This window comes from Kocuria oceani (assembly GCF_029524215.1).
Lineage (GTDB): Bacteria > Actinomycetota > Actinomycetes > Actinomycetales > Micrococcaceae > Kocuria > Kocuria oceani.
Genome location: NZ_JARAMH010000001.1, coordinates 78,744 through 92,909 on the forward strand (window position 1 = coordinate 78,744; position 14,166 = coordinate 92,909).

The 14,166-nt window shown below is 72.8% G+C and carries 13 protein-coding genes; 6 read left to right on the forward strand and 7 right to left on the reverse strand.

Annotated features, from left to right (window positions below; all coding sequences use genetic code 11):
* Positions 1-36 precede the first annotated feature (36 nt).
* Positions 37-462, forward strand: a complete 426-nt coding sequence (locus PU704_RS00415) for a DUF7144 family membrane protein (RefSeq protein WP_047802598.1) — start codon at positions 37-39, stop codon at positions 460-462.
* Positions 463-515: 53 nt separating this feature from the next.
* Here PU704_RS00415 and PU704_RS00420 read toward each other — a convergent pair whose 3' ends face one another.
* The gene (locus tag PU704_RS00420) at positions 516-1,877 is read right to left on the reverse strand and encodes a copper resistance CopC/CopD family protein (RefSeq protein WP_277549669.1); all 1,362 of its coding nucleotides are present in this window, start codon (positions 1,875-1,877) and stop codon (positions 516-518) included.
* Between the two features lie 139 nt (positions 1,878-2,016).
* Between PU704_RS00420 and PU704_RS00425 the strand changes: the two genes are divergently transcribed.
* Entirely contained in the window at positions 2,017-2,643 is a 627-nt protein-coding gene (locus PU704_RS00425; protein WP_075872931.1) for a hypothetical protein, read from the forward strand.
* A gap of 96 nt (positions 2,644-2,739) precedes the next feature.
* Entirely contained in the window at positions 2,740-3,468 is a 729-nt protein-coding gene (locus tag PU704_RS00430) for a YcnI family copper-binding membrane protein (protein ID WP_075872932.1), read from the forward strand.
* Positions 3,469-3,606: 138 nt separating this feature from the next.
* On the opposite strand, the gene PU704_RS00435 is transcribed toward PU704_RS00430, so the two are convergent.
* Positions 3,607-3,918: a putative quinol monooxygenase gene (locus tag PU704_RS00435; RefSeq protein WP_075872933.1), complete on the reverse strand. Its 312-nt coding sequence runs from the start codon at positions 3,916-3,918 to the stop codon at positions 3,607-3,609.
* Between the two features lie 208 nt (positions 3,919-4,126).
* Between PU704_RS00435 and PU704_RS00440 the strand changes: the two genes are divergently transcribed.
* The 3 genes from PU704_RS00440 (at position 4,127) to PU704_RS00450 (ending at position 7,501) form a co-directional block, all read left to right on the forward strand.
* Positions 4,127-5,059: an NAD-dependent epimerase/dehydratase family protein gene (locus PU704_RS00440; protein WP_277549670.1), complete on the forward strand. Its 933-nt coding sequence runs from the start codon at positions 4,127-4,129 to the stop codon at positions 5,057-5,059.
* A 400-nt stretch (positions 5,060-5,459) separates the two neighbouring features.
* A complete protein-coding gene (locus PU704_RS00445; RefSeq protein WP_083665235.1) occupies positions 5,460-6,227 on the forward strand; it encodes an ABC transporter ATP-binding protein in 768 nt (255 codons plus the stop codon).
* Positions 6,224-7,501, forward strand: coding sequence for an ABC transporter permease (locus PU704_RS00450; protein ID WP_277549671.1), 1,278 nt, complete (start codon positions 6,224-6,226; stop codon positions 7,499-7,501). Before PU704_RS00445 ends, PU704_RS00450 begins: the two co-directional genes overlap by 4 nt.
* Positions 7,502-7,562: 61 nt before the next feature.
* Here the strand turns inward: PU704_RS00450 and PU704_RS00455 are convergent, their stop codons facing one another.
* The 5 genes from PU704_RS00455 to PU704_RS00475 all read right to left on the reverse strand — a co-directional run bounded on the left by PU704_RS00455 (position 7,563) and on the right by PU704_RS00475 (position 13,925).
* Positions 7,563-9,035: a selenium-binding protein SBP56-related protein gene (locus tag PU704_RS00455; RefSeq protein ID WP_277549672.1), complete on the reverse strand. Its 1,473-nt coding sequence runs from the start codon at positions 9,033-9,035 to the stop codon at positions 7,563-7,565.
* A 114-nt stretch (positions 9,036-9,149) separates the two neighbouring features.
* Positions 9,150-10,829 carry a glycoside hydrolase family 13 protein gene (locus PU704_RS00460; protein WP_277549673.1) on the reverse strand — a complete coding sequence of 560 codons (1,680 nt, stop codon included), beginning with the start codon at positions 10,827-10,829 and terminating at the stop codon, positions 9,150-9,152.
* 92 nt (positions 10,830-10,921) lie between these two features.
* Positions 10,922-11,746, reverse strand: coding sequence for a carbohydrate ABC transporter permease (locus PU704_RS00465; RefSeq protein WP_277549674.1), 825 nt, complete (start codon positions 11,744-11,746; stop codon positions 10,922-10,924).
* 2 nt (positions 11,747-11,748) lie between these two features.
* Positions 11,749-12,720 carry a carbohydrate ABC transporter permease gene (locus PU704_RS00470; RefSeq protein ID WP_082157266.1) on the reverse strand — a complete coding sequence of 324 codons (972 nt, stop codon included), beginning with the start codon at positions 12,718-12,720 and terminating at the stop codon, positions 11,749-11,751.
* Positions 12,717-13,925, reverse strand: coding sequence for an extracellular solute-binding protein (locus tag PU704_RS00475; protein ID WP_277549675.1), 1,209 nt, complete (start codon positions 13,923-13,925; stop codon positions 12,717-12,719). The genes PU704_RS00470 and PU704_RS00475 overlap by 4 nt, the downstream gene beginning before the upstream one ends.
* Between the last annotated feature and the right edge of the window lie 241 nt (positions 13,926-14,166).

The window sequence follows — 14,166 nt, forward strand, 5'->3', positions numbered from 1 at the left end:
GGGGAGCCTGCAGGACACCTACCGGAGGGAACAGTCATGGCGACCACCACGTTCGACCGGGACACCGGCCGACAGGACCACAGCCGCGGCGCGGTGGCCGGGACGGCCGCTGCCGGCGTCTTCCTGGCCCTGGTCGGGATCCTGCACGTGCTCCAGGGTCTCGTGGCGCTCTTCAACGACGAGTTCTACGTGTACGGCGAGGAGTACATCTTCACCTTCGACATGACCGGCTGGGGCTGGACCCACCTCATCGCCGGCGTCGTGCTCGCCGTGACCGGCTTCGCCCTGATCCAGGGAGCGCTGTGGGCGCACACGCTCGCGGTCGTCCTCGCGGGTCTGAGCATCGTCGTCAGCTTCCTGTGGATGCCCTTCTACCCGCTGTGGAACATCGTCGTCATCGCCTTCGACGCTTTCGTGATCTGGGCGGTCACCACGCGCAGACGGGAGCTCACCCGCTCCTGAGCAGCGTCACGGGCCGGCGGCCTCTCCTGGGCCGCCGTTCCGCGCGGGGGCGGTCAGGGGCTGAGCGAGGTGAGCACTCCGGTGAGCACCAGGACGAACAGCAGCAGGGCTCCTTCGGTGTGCAGCGCCGAGCGCAGGTCGTCCCGGGCCGCCGGATCGGAGCGGGCGCGCACCCGGGGGAGGAGCCTCCAGCGGTTCCAGGCGGCGACACCGACCACGCCGGCGACGACGAGGACCTTGAGCAGCAGCAACCGGCCGTAGCCGGTGGTCACCAGGGCCTCGGCGTCGCCCAGGATCCGCCACCCCAGGATCACACCGGCGACCGTGAGGGCCAGCACCGTCCCGGCGGCCACGGTGGAGAACCGCACCAGGGTGGCCGTGGCCTGGTGGACCGGGAGGTCCCGGGCCTGTCCCAGCACGGCGAGCAGCCCCAGGATCCCACCGATCCAGACGACCCCGGTGGCCACGTGCACCGCGTCGGCGGTGACCACCAGCCAGCTCGGCGCGACGGCGCGGCTGTGGCCCACGACCACCAGCGAGGCGACGGCCAGGGCCACCCCGCCCAGCGCCAGCCGGCCGGCCGGAGCGGCCCGGTCGCCCGCGGCACGGGGGAGGGCGCCCACGGCCACGACCGTGCCGACGCCGGTCATGGCCGCGGCCACCGCGGCGTCGGAGCCGATCGCGGTGCGCCACAGGCCCGGGTCGGCCAGGGCTATCAGGGTGGCTCCGCTCTGCCACATCACCGTGGCCGGGACGGAGGCCACGGCCCCGGCCGCCGCCGCGGCGGCCCCCAGGCCGGCCAGGGCGCGGACCCGCCGGCGGCTGCCCGGCGCCGTGCCGGGCGGGGCGGCCAGCAGCAGGAGGTCGAAGACGACCAGACCGGCCGCGGCGAAGATCCCGAGGTAGACCAGCGTCTGGGCGGCGTGGTGGGCCACCAGCGCGCCGTGCGCGGCCGCCGGGGCGCCGTGCCCGGTGGGCGGCGTCGCCGGGGCGCCGATCGAGAAGGTGAAGGACCCGGAGATCGGGTGCCCGTCGGCCGAGGGCACCCGCCAGGTCACCCGGTGGGTGCCCTCGGCCGCGAGGGGCGCGGCCGGGGTGACGGCCACGGTGGAGTCGAGGGCTTGGACGTCCACCGGGAGGGGCTCGCCGGAGGGGCCCGCCACCTCGATGTCCTCGGCCGTGGCGCCGACGGGCTCGGTGAAGGACATCGTGACCGTGCGCGGCGGCTTCTCGAGGACCCGGGCGTCGGCCGGATCGGTGGCCGGCTGCTCCGTGTGGGCCGCGGCGGCCGGTGCGGCCAGGAGCGTCAGCAGCATCGCGGTCAGGGCGGTGAGGAGGGCCAGGACCATCCGGGGGGCCCTCCGCTCCTCGCTGCGAGGGCCCGGTGTGGCCCGGCCCGTCCTGGTCGACTGCATGGGTCGAACCCTAGTCGGCCGGACGGGCGCGGGGACGCCGCACCGGGTTTCCGCCGCGGCGTCACCCCCGGTAGGTTTCGGACCAGGGGCTCAGGCGGTGTGCCGGCCCGGGGCAGGGGGCAGCAGTGGAGGACAGCCGATGAGCCGGCGCGCGGCAGCGTGCTGGCTCCGGTCGTTGCTGGTCACCGCCGTCGTCGTCTCCCTGGCCGCCGCCGGACACCTGGCTGCCGGCGGCGCTCTTCCCCCCGCCCTGCCGATGCTGGGGCTGGGCGTGGGCCTGCTGGGCCCCGTGGCCTGGGTGGCCAGGCGGACGCTGAGCCTGCCCCGCGTGCTCGTGCTCCTGGGAGTCACTCAGATCGGGCTGCACGAGGTCTTCACCGCCTGGTCGACCCCCGCGGACTGCCCTGCCGGTGGCCACGGCCACCACATGCCCCCCGCACCCGGCCAGTCCTGCCTGCCCGGGGGCGTCCCCGGGATGGGCCACCACGGCCTGGACGAGTTCGGCGCGGCCATGCCGGCCGGTCACCTGGCGGCGGTGGTGCTCACCGCCGTGGCGATCTCGACGGCGGAGAACGCCCTGGAGTGGGCGCTCGCCTGGCTGCGGCCCCTGGTCGCTGTGCCGCACCCACCCCGTCTGCCCCTGGGATTCCGGCCGGGGGACCTTCCCCCGGCGGAGCGCCCCGTGCTGAGACGGCGAGGGCTGCGGCGGGACCGGGTGCGCGGGCCGCCCGTGCCGCGGGCGCCGAGGGGAACCTGCTGGGGATGACCCCGGCGGGGCGGTCCCGGGCGCCCGCCTGCCGTTGACCCCACGACTCCTCCTGCGCCGCCGTGTCCCGGCGGCGCGCACGAAAGGCCCATCGTCATGACGAACACCACTGCCCCGCGCCTGATCACCAGCACGTCCGTCCTCGCCGTCGCCGCCGGGCTGACGGCCCTGGGACTGTCTCCCGCCGCCGCCCACGTCTCGGCCACCTCCACCTCCACCGCCGCGGAGGGCTACGCCCAGGTCACGTTCTCCGTGCCCAACGAGTCCGACACCGCCTCCACGAACAAGCTGGAGCTCACCCTGCCCGAGAACACCCCGTTCGCCTCGGTGCGGACCAAGCCCGTGGAGGGCTGGAGCGCCGAGGTCACCGAGGAGCAGCTGCCGGAACCGGTGCAGATCGGGGAGGGCGCCATCACCGAGGCGCCCGCCACCATCACCTGGACGGCGGACGAGGAGCACGCGATCGAGCCGGGCCAGTTCCAGACCTTCACCATCTCGGTCGGCCCGCTCCCCGAGGAGGGGACCACCCTGCTGCTGCCGGTGACCCAGTCCTACACCGACGGCCGCTCCGTGGCCTGGGACCAGCCCATGGCCGAGGGGGAGGCCGAGCCCGAGCACCCGGCACCGTCCCTGACCACCACCGCCGCCGAGGCCGACGGCCACGGGCACGGCACCGACGACAACGCCGGGGCCGCCACCGCGGCCGAGGAGGCCTCCACCCAGGGGTCCGTCGGCACGGGGCTGGGCTGGGCCGGACTGGTCGCCGGGCTGCTGGGGCTGCTCGCCGGGGTCGTCGCCCTGGTGCGCACCCGTCGCCGCGGCTGACCTGCGCCCGGCGCGGTCCGGGACGGCACCCCGCGAGGCGCGGAAGCGCCCCGCAGGGGTGCCGTCCCGGTCGGGTCCGCTGCGCCGGCCGGTCCCGGGGCACCGCTCCGGGACCGGGCGGCGCGGCCCCAGGTGCGCTCAGAGCGTGCCCTGCTCCTCTGACCCGGCCGGCAGCGGTGCCATGGTGGTGACGACGACGGGCTGGGCGGTCAGGCCCTCGATCAGCGTGTTCAGGCGTGCGACCGCCGGCCCGGCGGCGTGGGCCGCGAGGTCGCGCTCGGACGCCCACTTCTCGAGCATCACGATCGACCCGTCCGCGGCGTCGTGGAGCGCGTAGAGCAGGCATCCCGGTTCGTCGTGGACCGCGGGAACGGCCGTCCGCAGGGCCTCGACGAGACGGTCCCGGGAGCCGGTGGCGGGGGTGAAGACTGCGGTGACGACAACGGTCATGATGCTGTCCTTCCGGACGACGGTGGATGGCCGAGCTGGCTGGAGCGACCACGGTAGCGCATCGCACGGGAAGCCCTGTCCGCCCGCACGCGCCGCCGGGCCCCGACGTGCCGTCCTCCCCGGGTGCCCCGTCGACCTGGCGCGGACAGCAGGGCAGACTGCTGTCCGGGAGCACTGCGCTGTTGTGCCACGACCGGGGAGGACACCCATGGACCACCGCCACCTCGTCGTCGGTGCCGGGCCCGTCGGCCGGGCACTGGCGCACCAGCTCGTCGACCGCGGTCACGAGGTGACCGTCGTGACCCGATCGGGCTCGGCCGCCGTGCCCGGCGCCCGGTCGCCGGCGCTCGACGCCTCCGACGAGGACGCCCTGACCCGGGCGGCGGAGGGCGCCGGGGTGCTCTACAACTGCGCCAACCCCGGCGACTACACCCAGTGGGGAAAGGTCTGGCCGCCGTTGGCGTCCGCGCTGCTCGCCGCCGCCGAGCGCACGGGAGCCGTCTACGCGATGACGGGCAACCTGTACCCCTACGGCCCGGTCGACGGCCCGATGCACGAGGGGTTGCCGGACGCCGCGACGGATGCCAAGGGCCGGCTGCGGGCGGCGATGTGGCGCGCCGCCCGCACCGCCCACGACGAGGGGCGGGTACGGGTGGTCGAGGTCCGGGGATCCGACTACATCGGTCCGGGGGTCGGCTCGAACGGGCACATCACGCGCGTGCTGCCCGCGGCGCTGCGGGGCCGGCCGGTCACGGTGCTGTTCGCCAAGGACCAGCCGCACACCTTCACCAGCCCCGCCGACGTGGCGCGGCTGCTCGTCGCGGCGGCCGAGGACGACACCGCGCACGGGCGGGTGTGGCACGTGCCCAGCAATCCTCCCCGCACGCAGGAGCAGGCGCTGACCGATGTCCTGCGCGCTGCGGGCAGGCCGCCGGTCAAGGTGCGGGTGCTGCGCGATCCCGCGCTGGCCGGCATCTCCCTGGTCGTCCCCGTGCTGCGGGAGATGCGCGCCCTGTCCTACCAGTGGGACCGGCCCTACGTGCTCGACGACGCGGCCGCCCGCCGGCACTTCGGCCTCGAGCCCACGCCGTGGGACGAGGTGTGCCGCAGCACCGCGCACGGCGTGCCGGACGGGCGCTGAGACCTCCGGACCGCCCCTGGGGCCCGTCACGCAGCCGTGCGGTGCCGTGCCCGCGTCCCGTGGGCGGGGGACCTCGGCCGCTGCTCCGGGGCCGTGGGCGGGGCGGAGCGGACGTGGCGGTGTCCGGCTCCGGGCGCGGGGCGTCGAGGTGCCCGGTGCCGGGCGGCCCCGTTGGGGAGGTCTGCGCCGCGCGAACGCGGCCCCGGCCGCAGCTCGTCGGCGGGAGCGCGCCGGGCGGGCGCGGCGGACCTCCCTTGTGGGGACACTCGCCGGTTTCCCCTCTCCGTGTGCCTTCGCACATGATGAAGTGGGTGTGCGACGCCGTCCCACACCGGTTGCTCCTGATCTTGTCCCCGGGATGGCCACGGGTGGTTGCGCGGACAGGGGAAGGACGCCACGGATGAATCCTGCGGTGCTGCAGACCGAGGACCTGGTGAAGACCTACGGCCACGGCCCCCACGCCTTCACGGCCCTCCGCTCGGTGAGCCTGGCGATCGAGGCGGGGGAGTCGGTGGCGATCGTGGGCAAGTCCGGGTCGGGCAAGTCCACCCTGATGCACCTGCTGGCCCTGCTGGACGCGCCGACCTCCGGGTCGGTGGCGGTGCGGGGCCAGGACGCCGGGTCCCTCTCGGTCCGGGAGCTCAACGCCCTGCGCAACACGATGTTCGGGTTCGTGTTCCAGCAGTTCTTCCTCACCCCGGGGCAGACGGTGCTGGAGAACGTGGTGCTGCCCCTGAAGATCGCCGGGGTGCCCCGGGCGGAGCGGCGCCGCCGCGGACTGGCGGTGCTGGAGCGGCTGGAGATGGCGGAGAAGGCGGCCAGCCGGGCCACCGACCTGTCCGGGGGCCAGAAGCAGCGGGTGGCGATCGCCCGGGCACTGGTCAACGACCCGTCCGTGATCTTCGCCGACGAGCCCACGGGAAACCTCGACTCGGCCACCGGTGCCGTGGTCCAGGACATCCTCTTCGAGCTCAACCGCGAGCGGGGCATCACCGCGGTGATCGTCACCCACGACGCGGAGCTGGCTGCACGCTGCGACCGCCAGGTGCACCTGCGCGACGGGCTGATCGTGGAGGCCCCGGCTTCCGTGCCGGCGGACCCGCTCGAGGCCGTCGTTCCCGCCGACCGGGACGAGGTCGCCCTCGGGGTCTCCGGAGGCGCCCGGTGACGTGGACCGACATGGTCGGCTCGGCCGTGGCCAGCACCTTCCGGGGCCGGACCCGCACGGTGCTGACCGTGGTGGCGGTCTTCATCGGCGCGCTGACCCTGACGCTGACCTCGGGCATGGGCACCGGGGTGAACCGCTACATCGACCAGACCGTGGCCGCCTTCGGCGACACGGACGCGCTGTACGTGCAGAAGTCCCAGCCGCTGCTGGAGCTCTCCACCGGCACCGGCCCACGGGCCTACGACCCGGAGGACACCCAGGTCGCCACGGGCTTCGGGGTCTCCTTCGCAGGGCTCACCGAGGAGGACGTCACCACCGTGGAGGACACCCCCGGTGTCACCGAGGTGCACCCGGTGTACAACGTGGTCCCCACCTATCTGCGCGCCGACGGGGCGAGGTTCCAGCTCGCGCTCGGCATCCCGGTCGACGGCGAGGGCCTGCAGGTGGTCGCCGGAGCCACTGCCGCGGACGGGGCGGACGAGCTCGCGATCCCCGACAGCTGGGTCGCCGACCTGGGGTTCGCCTCGGCGGAGGACGCGGTCGGGGAGGTCCTGGAGGTGGTCATGACGAACATGGCCGGGACGGAGCAGGCCTTCGAGGCCACGGTCTCGGGGGTGACCCAGGCCAGCCTGGCCGGGGTCGCGATGAATCCGCTGCCCTCGACCTCCTTCAACGAACGTCTCTACGCCTACCAGATCAGCGGGGGGCCGGAGGAGGTGGCGGCCAGCTACATCATGGCGCGCGCCGTCATGGACGATCCCGCGCAGGCTCCCGCGGTGCAGGAGCGGCTGGAGGAGGCCGGCATGGTCGCCTCCACGGTCGAGGACCAGCTCGGGATGTTCCGCACCGTGATCGACGCCGTGATCTGGATCCTCAACACGTGCGCGGTGATCGCCCTGCTGGCGGCGAGCCTGGGCATCGTCAACACGCTGCTGATGTCCGTGCAGGAGCGCACCCGCGAGATCGGGCTGATGAAGGCCCTGGGCACCAGCGGGGCGAAGGTCTTCGGGCTGTTCTCCCTGGAGGCGGTGTTCATCGGCCTCCTCGGCGCGGTCCTCGGCGTGACCACCGCGGTGGTGGCCGGGTCCTGGGTGGCCCGGTGGCTGGCCGAGGGGTTCCTGGCGGGGCTGCCGGGGCTGTCCCTGTTCGTCTTCCGGGCTCCGGAGATCGTACTGATCGCCGTGGCCGTGCTCACGATCGCCTTCGCGGCCGGCACGATCCCGGCCGTCCGGGCCGCGGGCAAGGACCCCATCACCGCCCTGCGCCACGAGTGACCGCACCCACCGTCCGGCCCGCACCGTCCCGGAACTCCTCGCCGCGGGCCGAGCGTGCGGGTCAGGTGCGGTAGCAGTAGGAGTCGGAGGAGGCGTCCCCGCCCTGCAGCCGGATCTGGTGGACGCGCAGGCCGCGGAAGTCCTCCTGGTCGAGGAAGAAGTCCTTGTCGATCGACAGGCCGCCGGTGTCGGTGTCGGCGTCGATCTTGGCCATCCAGGCGCCGATCCCGTGCGGGTAGAGCTGGTCGTCCCAGGCCCCGTAGAGCGAGTTGGTCACGTAGACCCGGGTGCCGTCGCGGCTGGTCTCCACCATCTGCGGGCCGCCGCCGAGCCAGGTGTCCGGGGCGGAGGGGTGGGCGGCGCGGTCCCCGATCCCGCCCAGGCGCACGGACCCGGTCTCCCGCGGGTGGGCCGGGTCGGAGACGTCGTACTGCTTGAGCTCCCCGGTGCCCCAGCAGGAGACGTAGAGCCACCGGTCGTCCACGGACAGCGAGATGTCGGTGACCAGCGGCGGCACCGCGCCGAACGGGCGCAGGAACTCCGGCAGCTTCTCCGCGTCGAGCGGTTCGGCCGGGATGGAGATGACCTTCTCCGCGGTCCAGTCCCCGGCCTCGGTGCGGTGCCAGTGGAAGATCGAGGCCGAGAGGTCCTCGGTGGAGATCACCGCGTCCACCAGCCCCCAGGTCGCCTCCGGGTCGTGGGCCGGACGCAGCTCGAGGGCCATCTGGTGCTCGGGCCCCAGCTCCACCCGCTGCAGGTGCCGGCCTTCGGCGAGGTCCCAGAAGTGCAGGGCGTGGCCGTACTCCTGGTTGAGGAGCTGCTCGGGAACGATGCCGTTCTCCACCATGGCCGGGGTGCCCCACTCGCTGGTGATCAGCGTGTTGTGCATCAGGTGCCACCACGCGTCGTAGGCCAGGTGCTGGGGGCCGCGGTCGGTCTCCCACCTGCCGATCACGTCGAAGGTGCTGTGGTCGAGCACCGCGATGCCGCCGGGTCCGCCGTCCCCGGAGGCGGTGCCCAGGCAGGAGAGGTACACCCCGTCCGGGCCGCAGTGCAGGGTGTGCGGGCGGGAGTACCCGGCCTTCTCTGCCAGCTCGTCGGCGGTGATCGTCTTGACCACTCGCGGATTCCGGGGGTCGGGGTGGGTGTCGGCAACGTGCACGTTGGACGAGCGCAATCCGGGCATCAGCAGGTACCGGCGGGACAGGTCGTCCATGTCGTGGCCTTCGTGCATCAGGGAGCTGCTGCAGGCGTTCCAGCCGAAGTGGTGCAGCTCGTCCCCGGTGCCGGGCATGTCCTCCCAGCCGACCACGGTGCCGTAGGAGTCGGAGTCCGGGTCGAGGTCGATCACGCTCAGCGCGTCCGGGCGCTGGGCGTCGTGGTCGAAGGCCACCACGTAGGCCAGTGTCTCCCGCGGGGCCGCGATGGCCTGGGTCGGGGAGCGGTAGAACGTGGGATCCATCGCCGGGACCGCTTCGGCGTCGGACCCGTGGTCGTGGCCGGTGGAGTGGTGGTCGTGCTCGGAGGAGTTCATCGGACCTCCCTTGCTGGGGCGGGCGGGTGGATGCCGGGTGCTCCGTCCCGGGTCTCCCGAGGAGGGGCGGCCGGCACGGCACCAGTCTTCCACCCCGTCAGCGAGTAGACCAGGTCACACGTCGTCCTTCCAGGCCTCGGCTCCGACGTCCAGCCACACGGCGTGGTCGGGCGGCAGCTGCCCGTCGCCGAGCGGGCCGCTGGCCAGCAGCACCTCGGCACCGGCGGGCAGAGGGACCTCGGCGCCGGAGAGGTTGACCAGGCAGCGGAACCCGGCGCCCCGGCCGTAGGCCAGGCACCCGGACGGGGCCTCCGCCCAGGCGAAGTCGGTGGTGGCCAGTCCGGGGTGGGCCCGCCGGATCCGCAGCGCACGCCGGTACAGCTCGAGGGTCGAGCCGTCCACCCCGTCCTGGGCCTCGACCGACAGCTCCCCGAAGTGCTCCGGCTGGGGCAGCCACGCGCCGCCCTCGCCGAAGCCGAAGGAGCCGCCGGACCGGGTCCAGGGCAGCGGGACGCGGGCGCCGTCGCGGCCCTTGAGCCTGTGGCCGGTGCGGTGCCAGACGGGGTCCTGCAGGTGCTCGTGGGGGATGTCGGGCACCTCGGGCAGGCCGAGCTCCTCGCCCTGGTAGAGGTAGGGCGAGCCCGGCAGGGCCAGCATCATGAGGGTGGCCGCCCGCGCCCGGTCCAGTCCCAGCCGGGAGTCGAGCACGGGGTGGCGCCCGTCGGCGAGCAGCCACGCGTCCGGGTCGGTGTCCTCGGGCAGGGCCAGGCGGGAGGCGTGACGGGGGACGTCGTGGTTGGACAGCACCCAGGTGAGGCCGCCGCCGGCTCCCGTGTGGCCGGCGAAGGCCTGGTCGATCACGTCCACGAACTGGTCCCGGTCCCACCGGGACTTCAGCAGGGAGAAGTCGAAGACCTGCCCGAGCTCGGTGGGGCGGGCGTAGAGCCAGGTCCGCTCGTTGGCCGGGTGCCACGTCTCGGCCACCGCCATCCGCGGGGGGTCGTACTCGTTGAAGACCTCCCGCCACTCCTGGTAGATCGTGTGCACCTCCTCCCGGTCGTAGAGCGGGTCGGTGCCGTCCAGCGGGAGCATGCGGTCCAGGGTCGGCTGGTCGCGCAGCGGGTGGGAGAGGTCCTTCGCCAGGGAGTGGGCCACGTCGACGCGGAATCCGTCCACCCCGCGGTCGGCCCAGAACCGCAGGGTGTCCTCGAAGTACCGGCGCACCTCGGGGTGGTCCCAGTTCAGGTCCGGCTGCTCCTTGGCGAAGAGGTGGCAGTACCACTGACCGTCGTCCACCCGCTCCCAGGCGGGCCCGCCGAAGTGCGAGACCCAGTTCGCGGGCGGGCAGGCGCCGTCGTCGCCGGTGCCGTCCCGGAAGATGTAGCGCCCGCGGGCGGGGGAGCCCGCCGGTGCGGCGAGGGCCTCCTGGAACCAGGGGTGCTGGTCGGAGGTGTGGTTGGGGACGATGTCGACGATGATCCTGATGCCCAGCCCGTGGGCGCCGGCCACCACCCGGTCGAAGTCGTCGAGGGTGCCCAGCCGCGGGTCGACGTCGCGGTAGTCGCTGATGTCGTAGCCGCCGTCGGCCAGCGGGGAGGGGTAGAAGGGGCTGAGCCAGATCGCGTCCACCCCCAGCTCGGCGAGGTACGGCAGGCGGGAGAGCAGCCCGCCCAGGTCCCCGAGACCGTCACCGTCGGAGTCGGCGAAGGACCGGGGGTAGACCTGGTAGACGACCGCCGTCCGCCACCAGTCCGGATCGGGGGCGGCCGGGAGCGGGGCGAGGGAAGAGGACATCGGGACTCCGTCCGTGGAAGAGGGGGAAGGTGCGGCGGCGGGCAGGTGCGGGTGCGGACCGGCCGCGGTGGTCGCCGGCGGTCCGCACCGGCTCAGCCCTTGACCGAGCCGGCGAGCATGGCCTTGACGATGTGGCGCTGGAAGAAGAGGAACACCAGGATCATCGGGGCCATGATGAGCAGGGACCCGGCGTTGAGCAGGACCACGTCGGTGGAGTACTGGCCGACGAAGTTCTGCAGGGCACCGGCCATGGTGCGCTTGGCCGGGTCGTCCATCAGCACGATGGCCAGCAGGAACTGGTTCCAGGTGGAGATGAACATCAGCAGCCCCAGGGAGGCGACCGCGGGCAGGGCCAAGGGCAGGTGGATGGCCCGGAAGGACTGCCAGGTGCTGGCCCCGTCCATGCTGGCGGCCTCGGAGAGCTCGGCGGGTGCGTTGAGGAAGTGGGCGCGCATCCAGAACACGGCGAAGGGCATGTTCAGCCCGATCAGCGGCAGGATCAGCCCCAGGCGGGTGTTGAGCAGGCCCATCTCGCGGATCTGGTAGTACAGCGGGACGATCGTGACCTCGAACGGCAGGGTCAGCCCCAGCAGCAGCAGCACGAAGAGGATCGACCCACCGGGGATGCGCAGCTGGCCCAGGGCGTAGCCGGCCATGGTCGCCAGCAGCACCCCGAGGGGCACCACGCCCAGCACGAGCAGGAAGCTGGAACCGGCCAGGGTGGTGATGTCGGCGACGTTCCAGGCGTCGATGAAGTTGTGCCACTGCGGGTCCGCCGGCCAGCTCAGCCCCAGCGGCACGGACCCCTGGGGCTGCAGGGCGGTGAAGAACATGCTCAGCAGCGGGAAGACGGAGAAGGCCATGGCCAGCAGCAGCAGGGCCACTCCGGGGATCTGGGTGCTTTTGGAGGTTCTCATGCTCACTTCTCCCGGAAGAGCTTCTGGAGGGGCAGGATCACGGCCAGCACCAGGGCGCTGAGGACCAGCGCCAGGGCGGAGGCGAGGCCGATGCGGGACTCGGTGAAGCCCAGCTGGTACACCTGCACACCGGGCACCATGGTGGAGTACCCGGGTCCGCCCTGGGTGGACATGAACACGATGTCGAAGCTGGCCAGGGCGGCGATGATGGTGATGGTCACGCACACCCCGATCTCCTGGCGCAGCCCGGGCAGGGTGATCGCCCGGAAGGTCTGGAAGAACCCGGCCCCGTCGAGCTTGGCCGCCTCGTAGAGGGAGGTGTCGATCTTGCCGATGCCCGACATCAGCAGGATGGTGCAGAACCCGAGGTTGATCCAGGTCCCGATCAGACCCACCGCAGGCAGCGCCCAGGCCGGGTCCCCGAACCAGGCGCGGGTCACAGCTTCGAGCCCGACGACCGACAGCAGCTGGTTGACCGCACCGGTGGTGGCGTACATCCAGCTCCAGGCGATCGCCGCGGCCGCGGCCGGGATGACGTAGGGGATGAACAGCAGCGTCTGGGCCAGTCTGCCCAGGCCCTTGCTGCGCAGCTCCCGGATCAGCCCGGCCACCAGCAGCGCCACCGTGACGGGGACAACGGTGAAGAAGATGATCAGGAAGAAGGCGTGCCAGATCGAGGACAGCAGCTGCGGGTCGGTGAAGACCCGCACATAGTTCTCCAGCCCCACGAACGTGGCCGGTGTGATGCCGTCCCAGTCGTAGAAGGAGTACTGGATCGAGGCGGCCAGCGGCCGCAGCACGAACACCGCGTACATCAGTGCTGCCGGGGCCGCGAACAGCCATCCGGCCCAGTTCTTCCTCCGCCGCCGGGGGCGCGGTGCCCGCTCGGGGGTCCGCTCCTGACCGGCGGGCGCCGCCGGGGCGGGCCGGGTCAGGCCCTGCAGGAGGCCGCTGGAACCGTCGAGGGAGCTCATCGTCCCAGCTCGTCCTCGTACTTGGACTGGACCGCGTCCAGCATGTCCTCCGGGGTGGTGGCCCCGTCGACGAGGCGCTGGGCCTCGGAGTTCCAGGTGGTGGTCAGCCCGTTGGTGGCGTTCTGCACGAACTGCACCTGCCCGTCGGCCTCCACCAGCTGGGCGAAGGCCTCCTGGATCTGGGCCCTGACCGAGCCCTCCTCCGTGGCCGGGACCTCCCCTTCGCCGGAGGGGGCGAAACCGGCATCGGCGACCACCTGACGGGCCTCCTCGGAACGCAGGAAGTCCAGGAACGCCGCGGCGGCGTCCTTGGCGTCCGAACCGGCCGGGATGGCGAAGTTCGAGGCCGGGTCCGACATCGTCGCCGGCTCCTGGCCCTCGGGGGCGGGAGGCAGGAAGAACCCGACGTTGTCGCCCATCTGCTCGTCCAGGGCGGCGGCGTCCCAGTTGCCGGAGGCGTAGAACAGGGCCTCACCGTTGGCGAAGCGCCCCAACGCCGCGGTGGCGTCGGTGCCGTTGGTGTCCTCCGGGTAGTACCCGGCCTCGGCCCAGTCCTGGATCGTGGCCAGGGCCTCGGCGGCCTCCGGGGTGTCGATGGTGGCCTCGGGGGCGTGGAAGATCCACTCGTTGACCGACTCCGCGCCCAGGGCGTGGTTGAGCATCATCTGCGTGCTGGTCATGACCTGGCCGGTCTGGTTGCCGGCCATGATCGGCACCATGCCGGCCTCCTCGGCCTGAGCCAGAAGTTCCTCCAGCTCCTCCATGGTCTGCGGCGGGGTGGACATGCCCAGCTGCTCGGCCAGCTCCTTGTTGTAGTAGAAGCCGGTGACGGTGAAGCCGTCGGCCATCGTGTACTGCGAGCCCTCCCCGCGCACCCCGTCCTCGTTCACCCGGTACTGGGCCAGCTGACCCTCCGGCAGCTCGTCCCAGGTGTAGGCGTCGGCGTAGGCGTCCAGGTTGGTCAGCAGCCCGTCCCCGGCCACATCCGACAGGGCGATCACCCGGGCGATGTCCGGCGGGTCGTCCGAGGCCAGCACCCGCGGGGCGTTCTGGGCCTGCACGTCATCGGGGTCATAGCGGCCGGTGATGGTCACGTTCGGGTGCTTCTGCTCGAACGCCGCGATCAGCGCCTCGTCCTTGGCCTTGAGCCCGGCACCGTCGTAGAGGGTCAGCTCGATGGGCTCCTCGCCCAGCTCGGTGGACACATCCGTAGGCGCCGCCTCGGGAGCCGCCGGAGCCGAGCCCCCACCGGGAGGCGCGCAAGCGGCCAGGGCGAACACTGCGCAAGCACCTGCTCCCAGCACACGCAGCCTCGTGCGTGTCAGACGGGCAGAATCCTGGGTGACCAGACGATCGGTCATGGAACTTCCTCCTCCGGAAAGGGTGTCGCCCCCTTTTCGGAAGCGCTTCCGAATATGATTCAGGTCATAGAGAAACAATGTCAAC

Excerpts from the sequence above, each read along its gene's own strand:
- PU704_RS00455 (WP_277549672.1), bottom strand. The coding sequence starts at position 9,035 with ATGAACTCCTCCGAGCACGACCACCACTCCACCGGCCACGACCACGGG.
- PU704_RS00415 (WP_047802598.1), top strand. The coding sequence starts at position 37 with ATGGCGACCACCACGTTCGACCGGGACACCGGCCGACAGGACCACAGC.
- PU704_RS00470 (WP_082157266.1), bottom strand. The coding sequence starts at position 12,720 with ATGAGCTCCCTCGACGGTTCCAGCGGCCTCCTGCAGGGCCTGACCCGG.
- PU704_RS00420 (WP_277549669.1), bottom strand. The coding sequence starts at position 1,877 with ATGCAGTCGACCAGGACGGGCCGGGCCACACCGGGCCCTCGCAGCGAG.
- PU704_RS00440 (WP_277549670.1), top strand. The coding sequence starts at position 4,127 with ATGGACCACCGCCACCTCGTCGTCGGTGCCGGGCCCGTCGGCCGGGCA.
- PU704_RS00435 (WP_075872933.1), bottom strand. The coding sequence starts at position 3,918 with ATGACCGTTGTCGTCACCGCAGTCTTCACCCCCGCCACCGGCTCCCGG.
- PU704_RS00445 (WP_083665235.1), top strand. The coding sequence starts at position 5,460 with ATGAATCCTGCGGTGCTGCAGACCGAGGACCTGGTGAAGACCTACGGC.
- PU704_RS00430 (WP_075872932.1), top strand. The coding sequence starts at position 2,740 with ATGACGAACACCACTGCCCCGCGCCTGATCACCAGCACGTCCGTCCTC.
- PU704_RS00425 (WP_075872931.1), top strand. The coding sequence starts at position 2,017 with ATGAGCCGGCGCGCGGCAGCGTGCTGGCTCCGGTCGTTGCTGGTCACC.
- PU704_RS00465 (WP_277549674.1), bottom strand. The coding sequence starts at position 11,746 with ATGAGAACCTCCAAAAGCACCCAGATCCCCGGAGTGGCCCTGCTGCTG.
- PU704_RS00460 (WP_277549673.1), bottom strand. The coding sequence starts at position 10,829 with ATGTCCTCTTCCCTCGCCCCGCTCCCGGCCGCCCCCGATCCGGACTGG.